This window comes from Staphylococcus sp. B1(2026) (assembly GCF_058895785.1).
Window position 1 is genome coordinate 1 of the sequence record NZ_JBZXTS010000006.1, and the last position, 17,609, is coordinate 17,609.

General features: G+C 27.9%; 12 protein-coding genes and 2 pseudogenes. 11 read left to right on the forward strand and 3 right to left on the reverse strand.

The annotated features are described in order from the left end of the window. The first annotated feature begins 215 nt into the window (after positions 1 to 215). The 3 genes and pseudogenes from AC5EAH_RS02055 to AC5EAH_RS02065 all read left to right on the forward strand — a co-directional run bounded on the left by AC5EAH_RS02055 (position 216) and on the right by AC5EAH_RS02065 (position 2,706). Positions 216 to 428, forward strand: coding sequence for a hypothetical protein (locus AC5EAH_RS02055; RefSeq protein WP_493493088.1), 213 nt, complete (start codon positions 216 to 218; stop codon positions 426 to 428). Between the two features lie 150 nt (positions 429 to 578). Beyond that, positions 579 to 716: pseudogene (locus tag AC5EAH_RS02060) on the forward strand (transposase); the annotation flags it as partial. A 235-nt stretch (positions 717 to 951) separates the two neighbouring features. Next, positions 952 to 2,706 carry a restriction endonuclease FokI C-terminal domain-containing protein gene (locus tag AC5EAH_RS02065; protein ID WP_493493089.1) on the forward strand — a complete coding sequence of 585 codons (1,755 nt, stop codon included), beginning with the start codon at positions 952 to 954 and terminating at the stop codon, positions 2,704 to 2,706. 63 nt (positions 2,707 to 2,769) lie between these two features. Here the strand turns inward: AC5EAH_RS02065 and AC5EAH_RS02070 are convergent, their stop codons facing one another. The 3 genes and pseudogenes from AC5EAH_RS02070 to AC5EAH_RS02080 all read right to left on the reverse strand — a co-directional run. Next, positions 2,770 to 4,722: a Dam family site-specific DNA-(adenine-N6)-methyltransferase gene (locus AC5EAH_RS02070; RefSeq protein WP_493493090.1), complete on the reverse strand. Its 1,953-nt coding sequence runs from the start codon at positions 4,720 to 4,722 to the stop codon at positions 2,770 to 2,772. Between the two features lie 208 nt (positions 4,723 to 4,930). Then, positions 4,931 to 5,131, reverse strand: coding sequence for a hypothetical protein (locus AC5EAH_RS02075; protein WP_493493091.1), 201 nt, complete (start codon positions 5,129 to 5,131; stop codon positions 4,931 to 4,933). Positions 5,132 to 5,410: 279 nt separating this feature from the next. Then, positions 5,411 to 5,980, reverse strand: a pseudogene (locus AC5EAH_RS02080) (transposase family protein); the annotation flags it as partial. Between the two features lie 662 nt (positions 5,981 to 6,642). Between AC5EAH_RS02080 and AC5EAH_RS02085 the strand changes: the two are divergent. The 8 genes from AC5EAH_RS02085 to AC5EAH_RS02120 all read left to right on the forward strand — a co-directional run bounded on the left by AC5EAH_RS02085 (position 6,643) and on the right by AC5EAH_RS02120 (position 17,427). Next, positions 6,643 to 8,382: a hypothetical protein gene (locus tag AC5EAH_RS02085; RefSeq protein WP_493493092.1), complete on the forward strand. Its 1,740-nt coding sequence runs from the start codon at positions 6,643 to 6,645 to the stop codon at positions 8,380 to 8,382. Positions 8,383 to 8,471: 89 nt separating this feature from the next. Further along, positions 8,472 to 9,401: a DUF4268 domain-containing protein gene (locus AC5EAH_RS02090; protein WP_493493093.1), complete on the forward strand. Its 930-nt coding sequence runs from the start codon at positions 8,472 to 8,474 to the stop codon at positions 9,399 to 9,401. Positions 9,402 to 9,498: 97 nt separating this feature from the next. Next, complete coding sequence (locus AC5EAH_RS02095) at positions 9,499 to 9,798, forward strand: hypothetical protein (protein ID WP_493493094.1); 300 nt, start codon at positions 9,499 to 9,501, stop codon at positions 9,796 to 9,798. Positions 9,799 to 10,019: 221 nt separating this feature from the next. Next, complete coding sequence (locus tag AC5EAH_RS02100) at positions 10,020 to 11,057, forward strand: AAA family ATPase (protein WP_493493095.1); 1,038 nt, start codon at positions 10,020 to 10,022, stop codon at positions 11,055 to 11,057. Beyond that, on the forward strand, positions 11,057 to 13,300 hold the full coding sequence (locus tag AC5EAH_RS02105; RefSeq protein ID WP_493493096.1) for a S8 family peptidase: 2,244 nt from the start codon (positions 11,057 to 11,059) through the stop codon (positions 13,298 to 13,300). Before AC5EAH_RS02100 ends, AC5EAH_RS02105 begins: the two co-directional genes overlap by 1 nt. A 53-nt stretch (positions 13,301 to 13,353) precedes the next feature. Next, positions 13,354 to 14,607, forward strand: a complete 1,254-nt coding sequence (locus AC5EAH_RS02110; protein ID WP_493493097.1) for an SIR2 family protein — start codon at positions 13,354 to 13,356, stop codon at positions 14,605 to 14,607. Next, the gene (locus AC5EAH_RS02115) at positions 14,597 to 16,237 is read left to right on the forward strand and encodes an ATP-binding protein (RefSeq protein ID WP_493493098.1); all 1,641 of its coding nucleotides are present in this window, start codon (positions 14,597 to 14,599) and stop codon (positions 16,235 to 16,237) included. The genes AC5EAH_RS02110 and AC5EAH_RS02115 overlap by 11 nt, the downstream gene beginning before the upstream one ends. 377 nt (positions 16,238 to 16,614) lie before the next feature. Further along, a complete protein-coding gene (locus tag AC5EAH_RS02120; RefSeq protein WP_493493099.1) occupies positions 16,615 to 17,427 on the forward strand; it encodes a hypothetical protein in 813 nt (270 codons plus the stop codon). Positions 17,428 to 17,609 lie beyond the last annotated feature (182 nt).

The window sequence follows — 17,609 nt, forward strand, 5'->3', positions numbered from 1 at the left end:
AGGCTAGTTTTTTCCCAGCCCCTTTTTGTAGGGAAAACACATTGTAAAAGATACTAAAATAAACAGATTTATTGTATAATATATATAAATAAAATTATATGTTTAGGAGAAAATGAATGGATAGATTACAGGAATTGAAAGAAGCTCAAGCAGCAGCAAATGAAGTCCTTGTGAGAATAGATCACGCGATATTATTTTTTGGATAATGCTTGTTTATGGGGCGTAGTAGGATATGTTTAGTAGGAGTGCATTTACCAGGAGAAATTAGTGATGCTGTCAGTGATAATGTTTTAGATGTTAGATTGGATAATATCTTTATAGACGTTACAGTACAAAAAGAAATCAAGACGAGTTTGAATAATTTGAAAGAATTTAGAGAGAGTATAGTGGAAGTATTGAGGGAAGAGGAGGAGATGGAGGAAAAGTAGATGGTATTAATAAAAAATATAAATTAAAATGGTTTAATTAGATGATAGTATATATTAAAGTAGGTGTTATATGTCTGGTTTGGGTATACTAATATAGACAGATAAAATAGTGGTCTTATAATTAAAAAAACAATATCAGGAGAAATTATTATGTCAAATAGAAAAAAACGTCGTCACTTTACATCAGATTTTAAAAATCAAATCGTTAAATTGTATCAAAGCGGTAAACCTAAAATAGAATTAATTAGAGAGTATGAATTAACACCAAGTGCATTAGATTGTTGGATTGGATTATCAACACTTGTCTGAACGAAAACAATTATAACTAGAAAGTTGATTTAGCAGTATGTCTATTTTACTTAAAACTTAGAAACCACAAATATTTGAGTTTTTAGAGGTGTTCATAATTATAAGCAGTAAAATTAATAGCTTACTTTTTATACTAGCTACACTATTGGTATTCTAGATTTTTTTTGGTAAAATATACGTGAGGCTAATAAAATGAGAAATGCGAGGGTATTTTATGAAATTAAGAGCATTTGGCTGGATACAAAACCCATCCAATTTACGTACTTTAAAAAAAGTTGTACAAGTTTTCGACCCAGAGTCCTTACATTATAAAAATTTACGTGATCATGTCATTGTGGATCAAATTATTTACTTTCCAGAAATTCGTGATTATCTATTGAAAAAGCTTCAAGATGGTATCGCAGAATTTAATTATTCAGAACTAGTAGGTAACAGTAGAGATAAAAACGGTAATCCTACTAATTTTAGAAAAAAACAGCAAGCAAATTCACTTCTTCAAATAACTATTTTACCCCAGTCAGTTAATACAACAGATAAACGCTTCACCGATAACTGGAGTTCAGATGGATTTTTAAGATGGGCTGTCAGTTGGAATTTTATCTCACATAATAGAGAAACAGATTTATTTACAATCACTGAATTAGGCATTGCTTTTTCGCGTTCAGAAGATGAATCTTCAGCAGAACAAACTATACTAAAAAAAACAATTCTAGCGTATCCACCAGCAACACAGGTTTTACGTATTTTAAGTGAATTGAAAGAACCTTGCACTAAGTTTTATATAGGTAATAGGCTAGGTTTTTCTGGAGAAAACGGCTTTACATCTTATGAAGAGTCTACAATGTTAGATTGGTTAAGGAATCTAGATAAAGCTGAGGAACAAAAAATTATTCGTACAAATGTTGAGGGAACAAGTGATAAATATGCTCGTATGATTGCTGGGTGGTTAAAACAGTTGGGTTTTGTAAAGCAAAGTTCATTTAAATTAATGACCAATAAAGGTAAGGAGATCACTAGCTTCCCTGTTTATCAAATCACAGCACAAGGGAAACATGCATTGGGACAGTCTGAAGGTGAATCGAAAAATAAAAAAATAACTAAATTTATCAAATGGGAGTTCTTGGCTACAAAAGATTCAAATGCTAACTATTTGCGAACTCGTAGGGCCTACATTTTAAAGTATTTACAAGAAACAAAATCGTTTAAAACCTTATTGGAGAAACTTTCAGTTATTGGATTTGAAGATGAGCCAGAAATCATTAAAAATGACATTCAAGGGTTGAATAATTTTGGAATCCGTATAGAATTAGATGGAAATAAAATTATTTTAAAGGATAGTATCAATGATTTTGATATTCCTAATCTACAAATCACGCAAATATTAGTAGATATAGAAAAAGAACGAAAAAAAGCTTACTTCTTAAAAGAAACAAGTCTTTCTCCAAGATATATAGAATTGCTTGAAATTGCATTTGATCCTAAACGAAATCGGGATTTTGAAGTAATAACCGCTGAGTTACTCAAAGTTGGGTATGGTCTAAAAGCCAAAGTTTTAGGTGGTGGTCGTCGACCAGATGGTATCGCCTATACTAAAGACTATGGTTTAATTGTTGATACAAAGGCGTACTCAAATGGTTATGGCAAAAACATTGGACAAGCCGATGAAATGATTCGTTACATTGAAGATAATCAAAAGCGTGATAGTAAACGAAATCCGATTGAATGGTGGCGTGAATTTGAGGTGCAAATCCCTGCTAATTCGTACTATTATTTATGGGTTTCAGGAAGATTTACAGGGCGATTTGATGAACAGTTAGTCTATACTTCTTCTCAAACAAACACTAGAGGCGGGGCTCTAGAAGTAGAACAACTGTTGTGGGGAGCTGATGCCGTAATGAAAGGAACACTTAATGTGTCAGATTTACCTAAATATATGGATAATAGTATCATTAAATTGACTAAAAAATAAAAAAGAGCATAGTTGCTCTTTTTTATTTTTACGAAAACATAGCACTGAGTGACTCACTTTTTTTTATGACATAGGTTCGTAGTTTGTAATCAATACCTCAGTACTACCACTGCCAATTGTATTATAAGAAGAATGATTGTAATGATAATCAAGATGGTGGACATAAACAGGATGGTCATCAATAAAATTAGTTAGTAGATCATTTGTACGACCTTTGTGTGTTAGAACATTGCTAAGAGCATATCTAATACCACGTTCAGTTAGGTTATTCATTAGCTTATACATAGCAATTTCTTGCTTTTCACCCCAGTTTACAAAACCTCTATTCCCATCATTATAGTTTCCTGTTGTAATTAGATAAGGAGGATCCAAATACACGAAATCATTTTCAGATAGGAAATCCAAATTTAAATCAGTAAAAAGATGGTCAGTAAATAGAGCATCTATTTTACTCAATTTATTGACAAATAATCGTAAATTCTTCTCCATATTTTCACTAAATTGACTGCGGTTTCTTCCAAAGGGATTGTTAAACTCCATTGCATTATTAAATCTGAATTGATAGTTATAGCTATAGGATACTAGTACATATAAATCCAAGGGATTAGGATTACTATTATAGTCTGTTCTAAATTTAAGATAAGCATTTTCATTGGTTTTACTCAAACCATATTCGTGTATCCTTGATTTGATTTTTGTAATTAAATCTTCCGCTTCATGGTTATTAAAGTAGCGAAACATCTCATTAATTTTGTTATTCATATCATTAAAAATATAGTGTTTTGCTGGTACGTTTATCCCAACATTTGCTCCTCCACTAAATAAATCAACAAATGTATCGATATTGTCAGGGAATAGAGGAATAATTTGATTTAATAGTTTATACTTACCACCGATGTAATTTAAGGGACTCTTTAAATATTTTTGAGTTTGTGGTTGCCATGAAGTTTCCTTTGTTCTTGTTGTTTTAATAGGTACTTTTAGTTTTGGAATAGGTTTTCGTTGTATATAAATTAGTAATTCGTAAAGATTATCATTTTTAGTTGGTACTTTTGATTTATATTTTCTATAAGGTATTCGTTTTACTTCGATATTTCCATTAACTGCGTATTCTGATAATAACCCAATTAGGTCATTTTCTTTGATAATTCCCTCGTTGTTGTAGCTGACAATAATATGAGTAGCATCAATGTTTTTAATTAAGTTGGTCATCGCATTCATCGCATTTCGTTTCATGGAATAATCGCTTCTCAAATCCGACCAATCAAAGATTTTTGTTTTTCCGTTTAAATCAGGTTGCTCATTTCGAGCGATATTTTCTAGTAAATGGTAGTTAGATGCATATTGACGTGTATTATAGGGTGTATCAATATATGCAATATCGGCTGATATGTTTTTAACTAGTTCATTTGCATCTTGATTAAATGCAATATTTTTCTTTTGATTATCAATGATTTCAAGGGGAACTAGCTCCAAAGGTTTTAAAGCACGTTTGTCCCAATGTTTCAAATAAGCTCCATATGTGCCAGTTGTATTGCTTACAAATGGAATGGCTTCAATTAATGACGATAGTAAGTAATAATATTCTACGTCAGTAATCCAAGCGTCTGTCTTCCATTCTTCTAACTTACGTCGAATGAAGTCAATTTTTTTACCATTCTCAATAGATAAATACATTGCGTTCCCTTTTGGGGTATAAGCGTTTTGATAATAGTCACATTTATCTGGTATAATATTTTCTTCATTTTGAAGATAAGTGAATGGATTTGAAATACCATTTTTTTTTAAATTAGAAAATTCTAGTTCTTTGTTGTTTTCAATTACAGCTTTAGCATGAATATAACTAAAATAAAGTAAATCATTTGAAAAAACAGTGTATCTATTTTTAAAGTATAATCCTACGCTGTTAGTGCCACCAAACAAATCTAAGAAAGTTTCTTCATTGCCTGATAGATATTTTTGTAGTAAAGTTTTGATTTCTTTTAGCAATAGTTGTTTTGATCCGATGAATCTCAAAAACACATCCCCTTTCATCCTACTTATAATATATCATAACATTTGAAATTTGTTAAGAGTAAGTTTGTCCTTTTTAAATGATGAATTGCAAATATATTGCGACACTTATAACATATTAAGTTCGTGCATAAATATTTCAAAAGGAGTTTGATAGCCAAGATATTTTCTCGATCTGCTATTAAGCTCTTTTAAATTTTCAATTAATTCTTTAACTGCTACTTTTGCTAAGTCTGTTTTTTTTAGGATAGTATTCTATCAATAATCCATTTGAATTTTCATTACTACTTCTTTGCCAAGCCGAATAAGGACCTGCAAAATAAAAATCTATGCTATGATCTTCTATTTCTTTGTAACAAGCAAACTCTTTTACTCTATCTGAAGTAAAACTTTTTCTTACTTCTCTTGGCAAAGATTGAATTAACTGGTGTACCAGTTTTAAACATAGAATCTTTTGTTCTAGCTTTCATTGGTATGGAGATATAAAATTTTGTTTTCATTTTTACAAAAGTGGCAAAACATCCTTTGCTTTTTCCTCTTGAAGATACCACTGTATCTACTTCCCAATGACCAAAATTTATTCTTTTCTTCTGAGTTTTGTAATATTAAAATTTTGGATTGTCAGTACTTTTCTAAACAAAAAATATAAGGGTGTTGATATAAATTATATATTATTATTTAAATAATATTTTTTAAAATGATGTTGATAAAGAAATTCTGTTTTAAATGATTTATAGGTTGATTCTGCAAAGGCATTTAATACAAGTTCACTATTTTTATACTTACCTGCTGAATAACCAATAATTTCTCTATTAAATAAATCTAAAATTAAACAAACATAGTGCCATTTATGGTTGACCTTTACGTAAGTTAAATCTGTCACAATCGCACGAAGTGGTTGTGATTGTGTAAATTCTCTATTTAATTCATTACCTATTAATGATTCATTCACTTTACAAGCATGATTTTTGTAACTTTTACATTGATAAGTTGAACGATTCATATTTAAAGCTTTACACATCGCTGATATTGAGTATTTATGTGCATTCTGTTGAATGATTAGCCTTTTCGTCCCATTATCAGCGCCTCTTGCTTTAAAATATCGTTCTCCATTTCTAATTGTTTGTTTCTTTTACGTAAGTTAATCAATTCTTTATCTGTATTCAATAAATTATCTTGATGTTTAAAAGAACCTGTTTGTGTGGCTTATTTAATCCAACGATCTAATTAATTCTATTTTAGGTTTACCACTTTGATACAATTTAACTAGTTGATTTTTGAAATTTGATGTAAAGTGACGATGTTTTTTCTATTTGACATAATAATTGCTCCTGATGTTGTTTTTTAAATTATAACACCCTTATTTTATCTGTCTACATTAATATACCCAAACCAAGACAAAAATCTAAGAAAATAGAGAGAATTACACAATGTGTTGTGAAAAATAGTAAAAAGAAAGATTATGCGAGATGAGGACATTTATCATCATTAATGCATAGTAAAACAGCGAATACAAGAAAGTACTATAGGTTATTATTAAGTTAGAGCAAAAAATAACATTTTGAAAAAATGTGCCTTTTTTGACAGGTGCAGCAAGCGAAGCGCGGTAGTATGAGAAGGCACCAACAAAAAGTTGACATTATCTATCAATCACTTTTTGTTGAAAAAAATAATTATTTAATATATGATGAATATATAATTCTATAATTATTAGAGATACATGCATTAGTATTTGAAATAAAGTATGTAAGGATAATTCCTCCAATTGTTTTAGAGTTGTGTTATTTTGGATTAAATGAATATGTCGGATGTAGAGTATCTTTCTGATATATTCATTTTTATATTTTTATTTAATTAAACCTAATTGGAGGAATATATAAAATTATTTATAATTAATTGAATTTGAAAGTATGAGGATAATTTATGTTAAATACATTAAAGAATGAATGGTATTATAATTGTAATCAGAATGAATTGGTAGAGTATTTAAGTAAAACTGATTTTAAAACAACAGTGGATAATATAGAGAAGTTATTAAATTATTATATATTAAAAGATTGGTTTGAAAATTATGAAAGAAGATTATTGCCTATACAAAAAGTATTGAATCAATATCAGAATTTAAATAAAATTTTAAAAGCTACGATAGGAAAATCTTTAGCTTTAATGAGTACAGATGATTGGGTAGAAAAATTTATTAATATTTCACAGGAAGAGTTTAAAGCTATTAATATTGTACAATATTTTTTTGATATGCTTATTGAATATAAGTGTTATAAAAAGATAAGTAGTAGTAAATTTAAAGATTATCTTTGGGGTAATAGAGTATATATAGATCAAATACTACAAAATAAAGATGTAGTAGAGAAGTTTTCCAATATTATCTTTGATTATTTAATAAATAGTGAAAAAGATCTAATTTATAATTTAGAAGTAATAAATAAATTATCATCTTCAGGTAATACAGTATACTTTCCACAGAAATTTGAAAATGAACACGGGTTACAAATTATGATTAATAAGGTTTTAAATAAGATGGAGGAAGGAGATATATCATTGTTTGCTACAGTATGTCAGTTTAAAAATTATAAAAACTTAGATGAAGCAATAAAAAATAGAATTGATAATTATGAGAGACAGTCTTGGAAATATGAATCCCCTAGTATGATAACTACAGAATATAAATATGGATTTAGTATTAGTGATGAGTGCAGTAACCCTATAGAATATGCATTTATAGGAGATACCCCACGGATTACAGTAAGTAGAAAATGGTTAGATACTATTCCAAACAGAGAGATTATTGGCATGCTCATATCGAAGTTTATGTTAGATAGATATAATCGACCTAATTCTTTACCTGCATATAGCATAATGGAAGAACATATTTTGTATAAAATATTTTTATCAAATCATTCTCAAAACAATAAAAAATATTGTGATGATTTTGTAGCATTTGCTGCTAAATATCAATTGGATTTAGTTATAAAAGGATTAATAGACTATTTAGAAGATCGAGATGAGTTTTTTGAAAATTTAATTGCAGATTATTTCAATAGAAGAATTAAGGAAATGCATAATGTGGAAGGATTTTCTATGTTAGTAATAGATGGAAATTTGCCTTTAGATTATAAAATAAAGCTATTGTCTATAGAACTAGAATCATTATTAAAACAATTTAAATTATTAGAAAAGTATGGAGAAATAAATTTGGATTATTTATCATATATGGAACCACTTGATTTTAATTCTATAAAATCGATAATCCCTAATAAATATACTCAAATTAACATCACGGAAATTAGAAATATTAAAGATAGTAATTTAGAAATAGTAAAACAAATGTTTCAAGATAGAAATTATTGTTGTACACTAATATTACCGATTGAAGTAATAGAAATGTTAAAAAATACAAAAGGGTTTAAACAGTATTCTAAATTATTTTCAGAAGAAGAATTGAATTTCTTACATTATTGTTTGAAAAATAAACATACCAATAGTCTTGCTATAAGAAATAAATATCTGCATGGATCAACTATTCAATTGAATGACGAGGAACATTTGTTAAATTACATCACATTAATTCAAGTTTTTTTAATAGTTATTGCTAAGGTAGAAGAAGAATTATTGTGGAAAACAAAATTTGATGATAGAAATAATTGATTTCTATTTGATATTGTATATAAATTAATATAAGTTAGAATAGTAAGAATTAATTTAAATTATAGTTATGAATATGGGAGGAGCTACATATGCTGAAACTCGGTAAACTTAAAGAGGTAGACATTAGAACATTATGGCAACATGAACAGTATGATTTTTCTGAATGGTTGGCTCGTGCAGAAAATATTGAAATGTTAAATGAAGTAATTGGGCTGACTTTAACAGATATCGACAAAGAAGTGTTTGTGGGCAGCTATCGTTGTGATTTAGTTGCAGAAGATGAAACATCAGGTACGAAAGTCGTCATTGAAAATCAATTAGAGGCAACGAATCATGATCATTTAGGTAAGATTATTACCTATGCTTCTGGGTTGGATGCGGATGTCGTCGTGTGGATTGTTAAAGAAGCACGTGAAGAGCATCGTAGTGCTATTGAATGGTTGAACAATAAAACAACTGATATTTCATTCTTTTTAATTGAAATTCATGCTTATAAAATAGGTGATTCTGTGGCAGCGCCTAAATTTGAAGTCATTGAAAAACCTAATGATTTTTCAAAAAATAGTAAGCGACTTAGCTCGAATATTGAGTTAAGTAAAGTACAGGCTGAACGTTTAAATTTTTGGACACAATTAAATGAGACATTATTAGCTAAAAATAAACCTTTTAATATTCGTAAGGCATCTATAGATCATTGGTATTCTGTAGCTATTGGTACAAGTGAAGCACATATCTCTATTACACTTGTTAATAAAGATAATATGATAGGTGTTGAAATTCAAATACCGGATAATAAAGCACTGTTTGATAAGTTATATGAACAAGCAAAAATTATTGAGCAACAGTTGGGTTTTACAATGAAATGGGATAGAAAAGATAACAACAAAGCTGCTAAAATTCTTTATTATATATCAGGTCTTGATTTTAACAATCATGATAATTATCCGGAACTAATTAATGAAGTCATTGAAAAAGTCGTTAAAATGAGAAATGTATTTAGAAAATATATAAATAATTAATGTTATATAATAAAATTATTTAAACTTTATTTTCACAAGATTTTCAAAGTCAATTATTGTATAATTAATTTAAATATAGTTTAAAAGGAGTCATAGTATGAATACATTTGATCCAACATATAAAAATATTATTAAATTGGCGTTCGTATTTCCTATAGTCATTAAGATTGTAGAGTATTATTTAATGAATGGTTATGATGGTATTTTTAATCATTTAAATAGTCAAATTTTTTTGGCAGCAATAGCTATTATCAAAGATAATATGACGTATTATGCGATTGTTTTTGCTACGGCAATAATTGCATATGCTATCGCATATACGAAGGGATCTGAAACCAAAGAAGATGGACTAGGTATATCTGTTAAAGTAAAGAGAGTCGTTGAAGAAAGTAAGTAATTGATAAAATTAATGATTTTTCATTATGAGAAATGTACTGATTCAAATATTAATTACAAAATATTGTTTGATGAATGATATAAAGATAAATATCAATTGTTAAAAATAATTAACTCTAATATCTCAAGTATGTATGCTTGAGATATTTTTTATTTTTTAGTCTTAAATTTATTGTTTTTGTCCCAAGATGAATGTATACTAAATTATAAGGAGGTACTGTCATGAAAAAAGAAGATATTATCAATTTAATAAAGTATCATGTAGAGCGTCGAGAGAGCGAGTTTAAAAATCAGGCGATTAATATTGCTAGGGATTTTAATAGAATTGGTGATTCACAGTTAGCACAATATATTATGGGATTATTATCTCAGGTTGATCAATTTGTGCCACAAAATGCTGATTTTAGTCATTATTTAATACCTATGAGTAGTAAAATAGGTGTTTTACCTTTACCTACGGTAATACTTAATGATTTGAAAGGTATTATTAATGCTGTTAATCATAATGTAGGTATTAATAAATTTTTGTTTGTGGGGGCACCGGGTACTGGGAAGACGGAGAGTACTAAAAAAGTAGCTGAATTATTAAATAGAGAGTTATTGATGGTTGATTTTAGTCAACTTGTTGATAGTAAATTGGGTCAGACTAATAAAAACTTAACGGCTTTGTTTAAAGAAATTAATGAATTGCCTTTTTTGAATAGGTATATTATTTTATTTGATGAAATTGATACGATTGCTTTGGATAGGATTAATCAGAATGATATTAGAGAAATGGGTAGGGTAACGTCTACATTTCTGAAGTTACTTGATAATTTAAATCCAGAAGCGATGCTTATCGCAACAACGAATCTTTACGCTAATTTAGATAAAGCATTAGTTAGAAGATTTGATGCAACGATTGATTTTAATCGCTATGCGAATAGTGATAAAGTTGAAGTGGCTGAATTGATTTTAAATGATTTTTTAAAACAGTTTAAATATGCTAAGCGAAATATGAGATTGTTTAGAAAAGTTATTGAAAGCGTTGATAACATTCCGAATCCGGGTGATTTGAGGAACTATATTAGAACATCACTTGCATTTAGTGATCCACAGGATCCGTATGATTATTTAAAAAGATTACTTAGTAATCTGCATAATGGTAAAACTTTGTCGATATTAGAATTATCTAAAAAAGGATTTACGGTGAGAGAAATCGAACTTTTAACGGGTGTGTCTAAAAGTAGTGTGTCGAGGGAATTACAAGAGGTGAGGTAATGAATCATATTTTAAAGTTAAGTGGTAATAAATTTACGCAAGAGAGTAGATCAGGCAGTATGGGTGGCATATCTATTCCTAAAAATTCTGAAGTTACTTTACAAAAATTACAAAGTATTCATGAATCATTATTGAAGTTAAGAGAATATTGGCAAGGTAAACAAATTATTAATGGTATTTTAGTGAGTGTTTATTACAATAGAATTGTAGCCAAAAGCAATCGAATTCAGGGCTATTTTAGGAGTCAAAAAGAGCCTAATGATTCTATTGTAGGTGCAAAATTTGATGAAAGTCAAACGAAGCATATTATTACGCATTATGTAAGTAGAGATATTTTAGATAAGACAATTAAAATGTCTAATGAAGTGATAGAATTGTTCTTACTAAATTTTTCTAGTGAGGTGCTTAATCAAAAGCAATTTGATGATGTTGAAATTTTTAATAGGATTAACTATGATGATTACACTTTGTCTAAAACGATTTTCAAACAATATTTACGCGATTCAGTTTTTATTGAGAAGTTTGATGTTGAATATGTGAAGCAAGAAGATTTGAAGCGATCTATTATTACATTTTATGATATAAAAGAGAATATTCAAGCTGTCTTGAAAAAGATTGATATAGATGTAGCTATAAGTGACATTTTAAATGATACGACAGTGTTATTAGATGCTAAAAATATATCATTATTATTAATGAAAGCACCTTATTTAGTTTCTATGGCTGTAGAAGATTTTTCTGCACTACATTCAGATGATTTTTATATGCAGAGTCATGAAGCAATTCATTCTTTACCTGAACCGACTAATGAACCTTGGATTGGTGTTATTGACACTTTGTTTGATGAACGTGTTTATTTTTCAAATTGGGTTGAATATCATGAGATGGTAGCAAAAGATATTCCTAGAGAAGCAAAAGATTATCGACATGGCACAGCAGTAACATCATTAATAGTTGATGGTGAGAATTTAAATCATCGTTTAGATGATGGCTGTGGTCATTTTAGGGTTAAACATTTTGGTGTGGCCTTGCATTCAGGATTTAACTCTTTTACGATTATTAAACAGATAGAAGAAATTGTTTCACAGCATCGTGAGATTAAAGTGTGGAATTTATCTTTAGGGTCAAATGAAGAAATTAGAGCGAATTTTGTATCGATAGAAGCGGCGTTACTTGATGATATTCAAGCTGAATACGATGTGATTTTTATTATTGCGGGTACGAATTCAAATAAAAAAGGAAGCGTAAGAGAGAGAATTGGGGCACCGGCAGATTCGTTAAATTCTATTATTGTCAATTCAGTGGATTTTAATGATCAGCCTGCTGATTATACTAGAACCGGTGTGGTGTTATCATTTTTTATTAAACCGGATGTTGCGTATTATGGCGGTGGAAATGGTGATTTTATCAATGTATGTGAACCATTAGGCTTAGCTCAAGTCGCTGGTACAAGTTATGCCGCACCATTGATCGCTCGAAAAATAGCGTATTTAATTTATATTATAGGTTTAAGTAGAGAAGAAGCAAAAGCTTTATTAATAGATTCAGCGATTGGTTGGCATCAAAATCATACATTTGAAGAATTAACTTTAATAGGTATGGGCATTGTGCCGATTAATATACAAGATATATTATCAGCACCAGATGATGAAATTAAATTCATTATTTCAGATGTCTCAGAAAAATATAATTCATATAATTATAATTTCCCTGTACCAATCTCACAAGATAAGTATCCTTATGTAGCAAAAGCGACAATGTGTTATTTTCCAAAATGTTCAAGAAATCAAGGTGTAGATTATACCAATACGGAATTAAATTTAACATTCGGTCGTTTAAAACCAAATGGAAAAGAAATTCAAGCCATTAATAATGACAATCAAAATACAGAAGATGCACCGGGCTATATTAGAGAAACTACAGCACGTAATATGTTTAGGAAATGGGATAATGTTAAGCACGTAAGGGAAGCTTTTACACCACGAAGTCGTGCAAAGAAGATTATTAATACTGATAATCCTCAATGGGGCATGAGTGTTAAAACAATCGAACGTCTTCAAAAACGTGACGGACACGGTATTCGATTCGGCGTAGTTGTGACCTTAAAAGAAATTAATGGTAAAAATCGTATTGAAGATTTCATTAATCGTGCACAATTACGTGGGTGGCTAGTAGAACAATTACAAGTAGAAGCAAAAATTGACATTTATAATAAACTGACAGAAGAAATAGAGTGGGAGTAGAGGAAGCTTTGGGAAATTGTAATATAAAAGTTTAGATGATTGGAGATGAAGATATGACAAATCAAGTAGAATGGTATTATAAATCATACACTAAAAAATATGGACAAGAAAATAGTAAGACGTATGTAAAATTTTTATCTGATTCGGAGAATGAAGAATTAAAACATGATACTGGTGATAAGTTGGAAGAAGTAGAATTTAAAAAATTAATTCAAAAAGAGATAGATACTATTATTAATGTGAGATATGATAACATTATTTTACTGGCTGGAGCAGGAGCTTCAGTAGTTGTTCAAAAAGAAGATAAAGCAATTGATAAAAAATATGGAAAAACCGTCAATATGATTGCAGAAGATGTTTATAATCAATTGAATAAAGACAATAAAGACAATAAAGATAATAATGTATATTCAATAAAAGAATTATCAGAAATAAGTTTATTTAAAGAGTGCATAGTAGAGGATTCAAAGATATATTATAATTTAGAAGATTTTTTATCTAATCTCTTAAATTTTAAGCCGTATGTAATAGAAGATAAGTTGAAAAAATACACAAATTCAATTAATAAGATATTGGAAATTGTAAAAACTAATACAAAGTATGATTATAACTCTACAGAATTAAAACATGGTACATTATTAAATATATTGTCGAAAAAAATTAAAGCACCTAATAAACTATCTATAGTTACCACTAATTATGATACTCTTTTTGAAGAAGCAGGAGCAGATTTGAATTATATAGTTTTTGATGGATTTAATTTTTCCGAAAAACCAAAGTTCGAAAGTGATATTTTTGATTGGAACTTGGTAAGAAATATATCAATAATGAAAACAAATGAAGTTGAATATCATAGCAAAGTTTTTAATTTGATAAAAATACATGGTTCTTTAACTTGGATGAGAGATAATAAAGGTAATATTTATAGAAAAGATAAAAACGAAATTCAAAATATAGAGGATACAGTGATGATTTTCCCAAGTTCAAATAAATATGCACAAAGTTATCAAGCACCTTATTTTGAGTTATTTACTAAGTTTCAAGAGCTATTAAAAAAGAAGAATACATTATTAATTACTACAGGATTTAGTTTTTCAGATAATCATATTTTCAAGATGATTACACAAGCAATTAAAAATAATGCTACTTTAACAACACTGATTTCTGATTATGATATTGACCAGAAAAGTGAAAATTGGCAAGAGTTAATTAAACTAATGGATGCGCACAAACCTGTTTACTTTTTAAAAGCTACATTGAATGATGAATTAACGAAATATTTAGGGGGAATATATCATGAGAATTGATGAGTTCTATGAAACTATAAATAAAAGTCATGTTTATTTAGGTATGATTTCACAAGTGTATCGTAGTCATGTTGTTTTACAAGTGGAAAATTTAACTTTATTAACTTTTAAAAAAATAGAAGGAAATATATTTATTCCAAATACAATAAATTATTATGTATTAGTGGATTCTGCTAATGGTATATATTTTGGGGAAGTTTATGCATCTAAAGTTCCTAATAATGATAGTGTACATGAAGTATTGAGAGATGGTTATCAAGAAAAAGTGTATCCTAAAATATCTATAAATATTTTAGGATATCTCCCTATAGGAGAACAAAATTTTCAATTACCAGGAAGTAATACGGTAGGAATTACAGATAAAGTATATTTGGCAAGTGAAGAAATAATTAAACGTTTTATATCTTCAATTGAAATTGGAAAAAACTCTGAAAAGAAATTATCATCATTTTGCAAATTATATGTAAATACTCATAAATATCCCATTGAATTACAACCTAGAACATTATTTAATAGACATTTGATGACAATAGGTACAACAAATAGTGGGAAATCTACTTCTGCGTTATCAATATTAGATAAATTAATTCAAGATAAAATAAAAATGTTAATCATTGATCCAACAGGAGAATATTCAGAATCTTTTTCAGAAGAAGAAGTTGATAAATATACACTAGGCATTGATACAGTTATCTCGACTTCTGAAATATCTATGCAACAATGGTGTCTTCTATTTGAAACGAATGATGGTACACAACCAGCATTTTTATCAGAAGCAATTAAAAGTTTAAGATACCAATATAAAAAGAAGGAAGAGTCGGTATTAAAAAAAGATGAGGAAAATGCTTTGGATATAGAAAGATTATTAAATGAATTAACGAAAAAAGATAAGGCATTTAATTTATCTTTATTAGCTCAACAAATAAAAGAAGAGTCAGTACGACTAAAAAGTAAGGAAAATGTTGGATATTATGCTAAAGATATAAATAAATTAAATTATAATCAATATTTAATAAATAAAGTTGACAATAAATTAAAAAATACGAGTTTGTTAGAATTTTTTCAACCAACAAAAGATGAACGCAAAAAAAATTTATTGGATATCATTTCTGAATTTGCAAAGAATAGTAAAAAATCGCTGTATATTAATGTGTCAAATATAGGTGCTACAGATGGTGTAGGTAAAATGATTATTGATTTAATTGCTAATTATATTTTAAATATTACAGAAAAGATTAATCCGTTTATTCTTTTTATAGATGAAGTACATAGATACACAACGTCAATGATATTAGGAGATTTTGAGTACTCAGGGTTGGCAGGAATAGCTCGAGAAGGAAGAAAAAAAGGCATATTTCTTTTTTTAACAACACAAAATCCTAAGGATGTTGACAATATTTTGTTTGGTCAAATTGGGACGATGTTAATTCATCGTATAACAGCCTTAGATGAATTAAAAGCTATCAGTAATCATTTGTCAATACAAGAGTTAGAACAAGTAAAAAATCTTAATACAGGTGAAGCTATTTTAAGTAGTGTTAACTTGCTGAAAAATTTAAATTTAAAAATTGAAAAGTGTAATAGAATTCATAAAAATGAAACACCTAGTTTGTGGGATGTTAAAGAATAAAATAGATTAAAAGAGTTGCACAAATGAAAAATTAAACAATATAAATTCGAAATAATTAATTGCAAAGATTGTTTAATTGTTATATTCTAAAAATATGATTTTAAAATTATAAGTATTTATTTTATGATTTACAGGTGAAGCTTTGTCAAAGCAAATAACGTATTTATAGTATTCTATAAAGTTGTGTAATTTCAAATATAATTATGCTTATACAAGAGATTTTTCTCTCCAGTTATTTTAGAGTCATGTTATTTTGATATTTATAAATGTTGGAAATGATAGAGATTATCTTTTTCGACATTTATTTTAAAAATATGTTGAAAAAAACCTAACTGGAGAATATAATTAATTTATAAACTAGAAAGGATAGATTAATTATGTTTAAATTAACACTTAACGAAATTATAAATAAATATGACTTTATTATAAAAGTAATAGGAATTATAGGTATATCTACAATTATATCATCTATATATCAATTTTTTAAAAATGTATATGCTATAAATTCACAGTTTTACTATCATATATCAGGGAAATATTTTTTAAATATATCCTATTCAAATATATTATATTTTTGGGGTAACATATTAGTAATAACATGTGTGATATTATACGTAGTTTACCGAACAAAAGTATCGAATTATATGATAGATGCTTTAGGGAGAGGAATGTATAAAATTTTAGAGTGGCTGATGAGTATTATTGTAACAGTAATTATATATGTAATGACTATCAATAATTTAATTAGCTTAATGAATAGATATCCTATATTGAATTATTCTATTTCAGAATTTGGGGATTATATTCATACAATATGTCTTATATTTTTATTTATATTAACTATGTTATTCATTCAATTTTTTAATAACACAAAACGAAAATATTTACAAAGATTATTGAAAATATCTGCACTGATAGTGTTAATTATGTGTTTATTCAATGTAATTATGGCTTTTTGTAGTTTACTAACCCCTGAATTCAATAGGAATTATGAATGTGTGGAGATAAATAATAGAGAAATGATTGTTTTATCGGAGTATGATAATAAATTTTTAGTTGTAGAATTTAAAGAGGATAATCAAAATAAAAAATTTGAAATTAATACAGGCAATTATAAGTTAGTAAATAAAGATAATCAGATGATACATATTATTCATATTAATAATGGTTACGAAAAAATAATTAAGTAAGGAGGTGTAAGTTATAAGAAATTAGTTCGTCTCGGTGTCAAATATAGTTGATATAAATTTGATTAATTACATATAAGTAATAGACATTCAGAGCACTAATATAATTCTATCTTTAAAATTAGAAAATTATGATGACCAAAAGTGATATGTTTTAATATTTCATAATGAACTAATAGTATAAC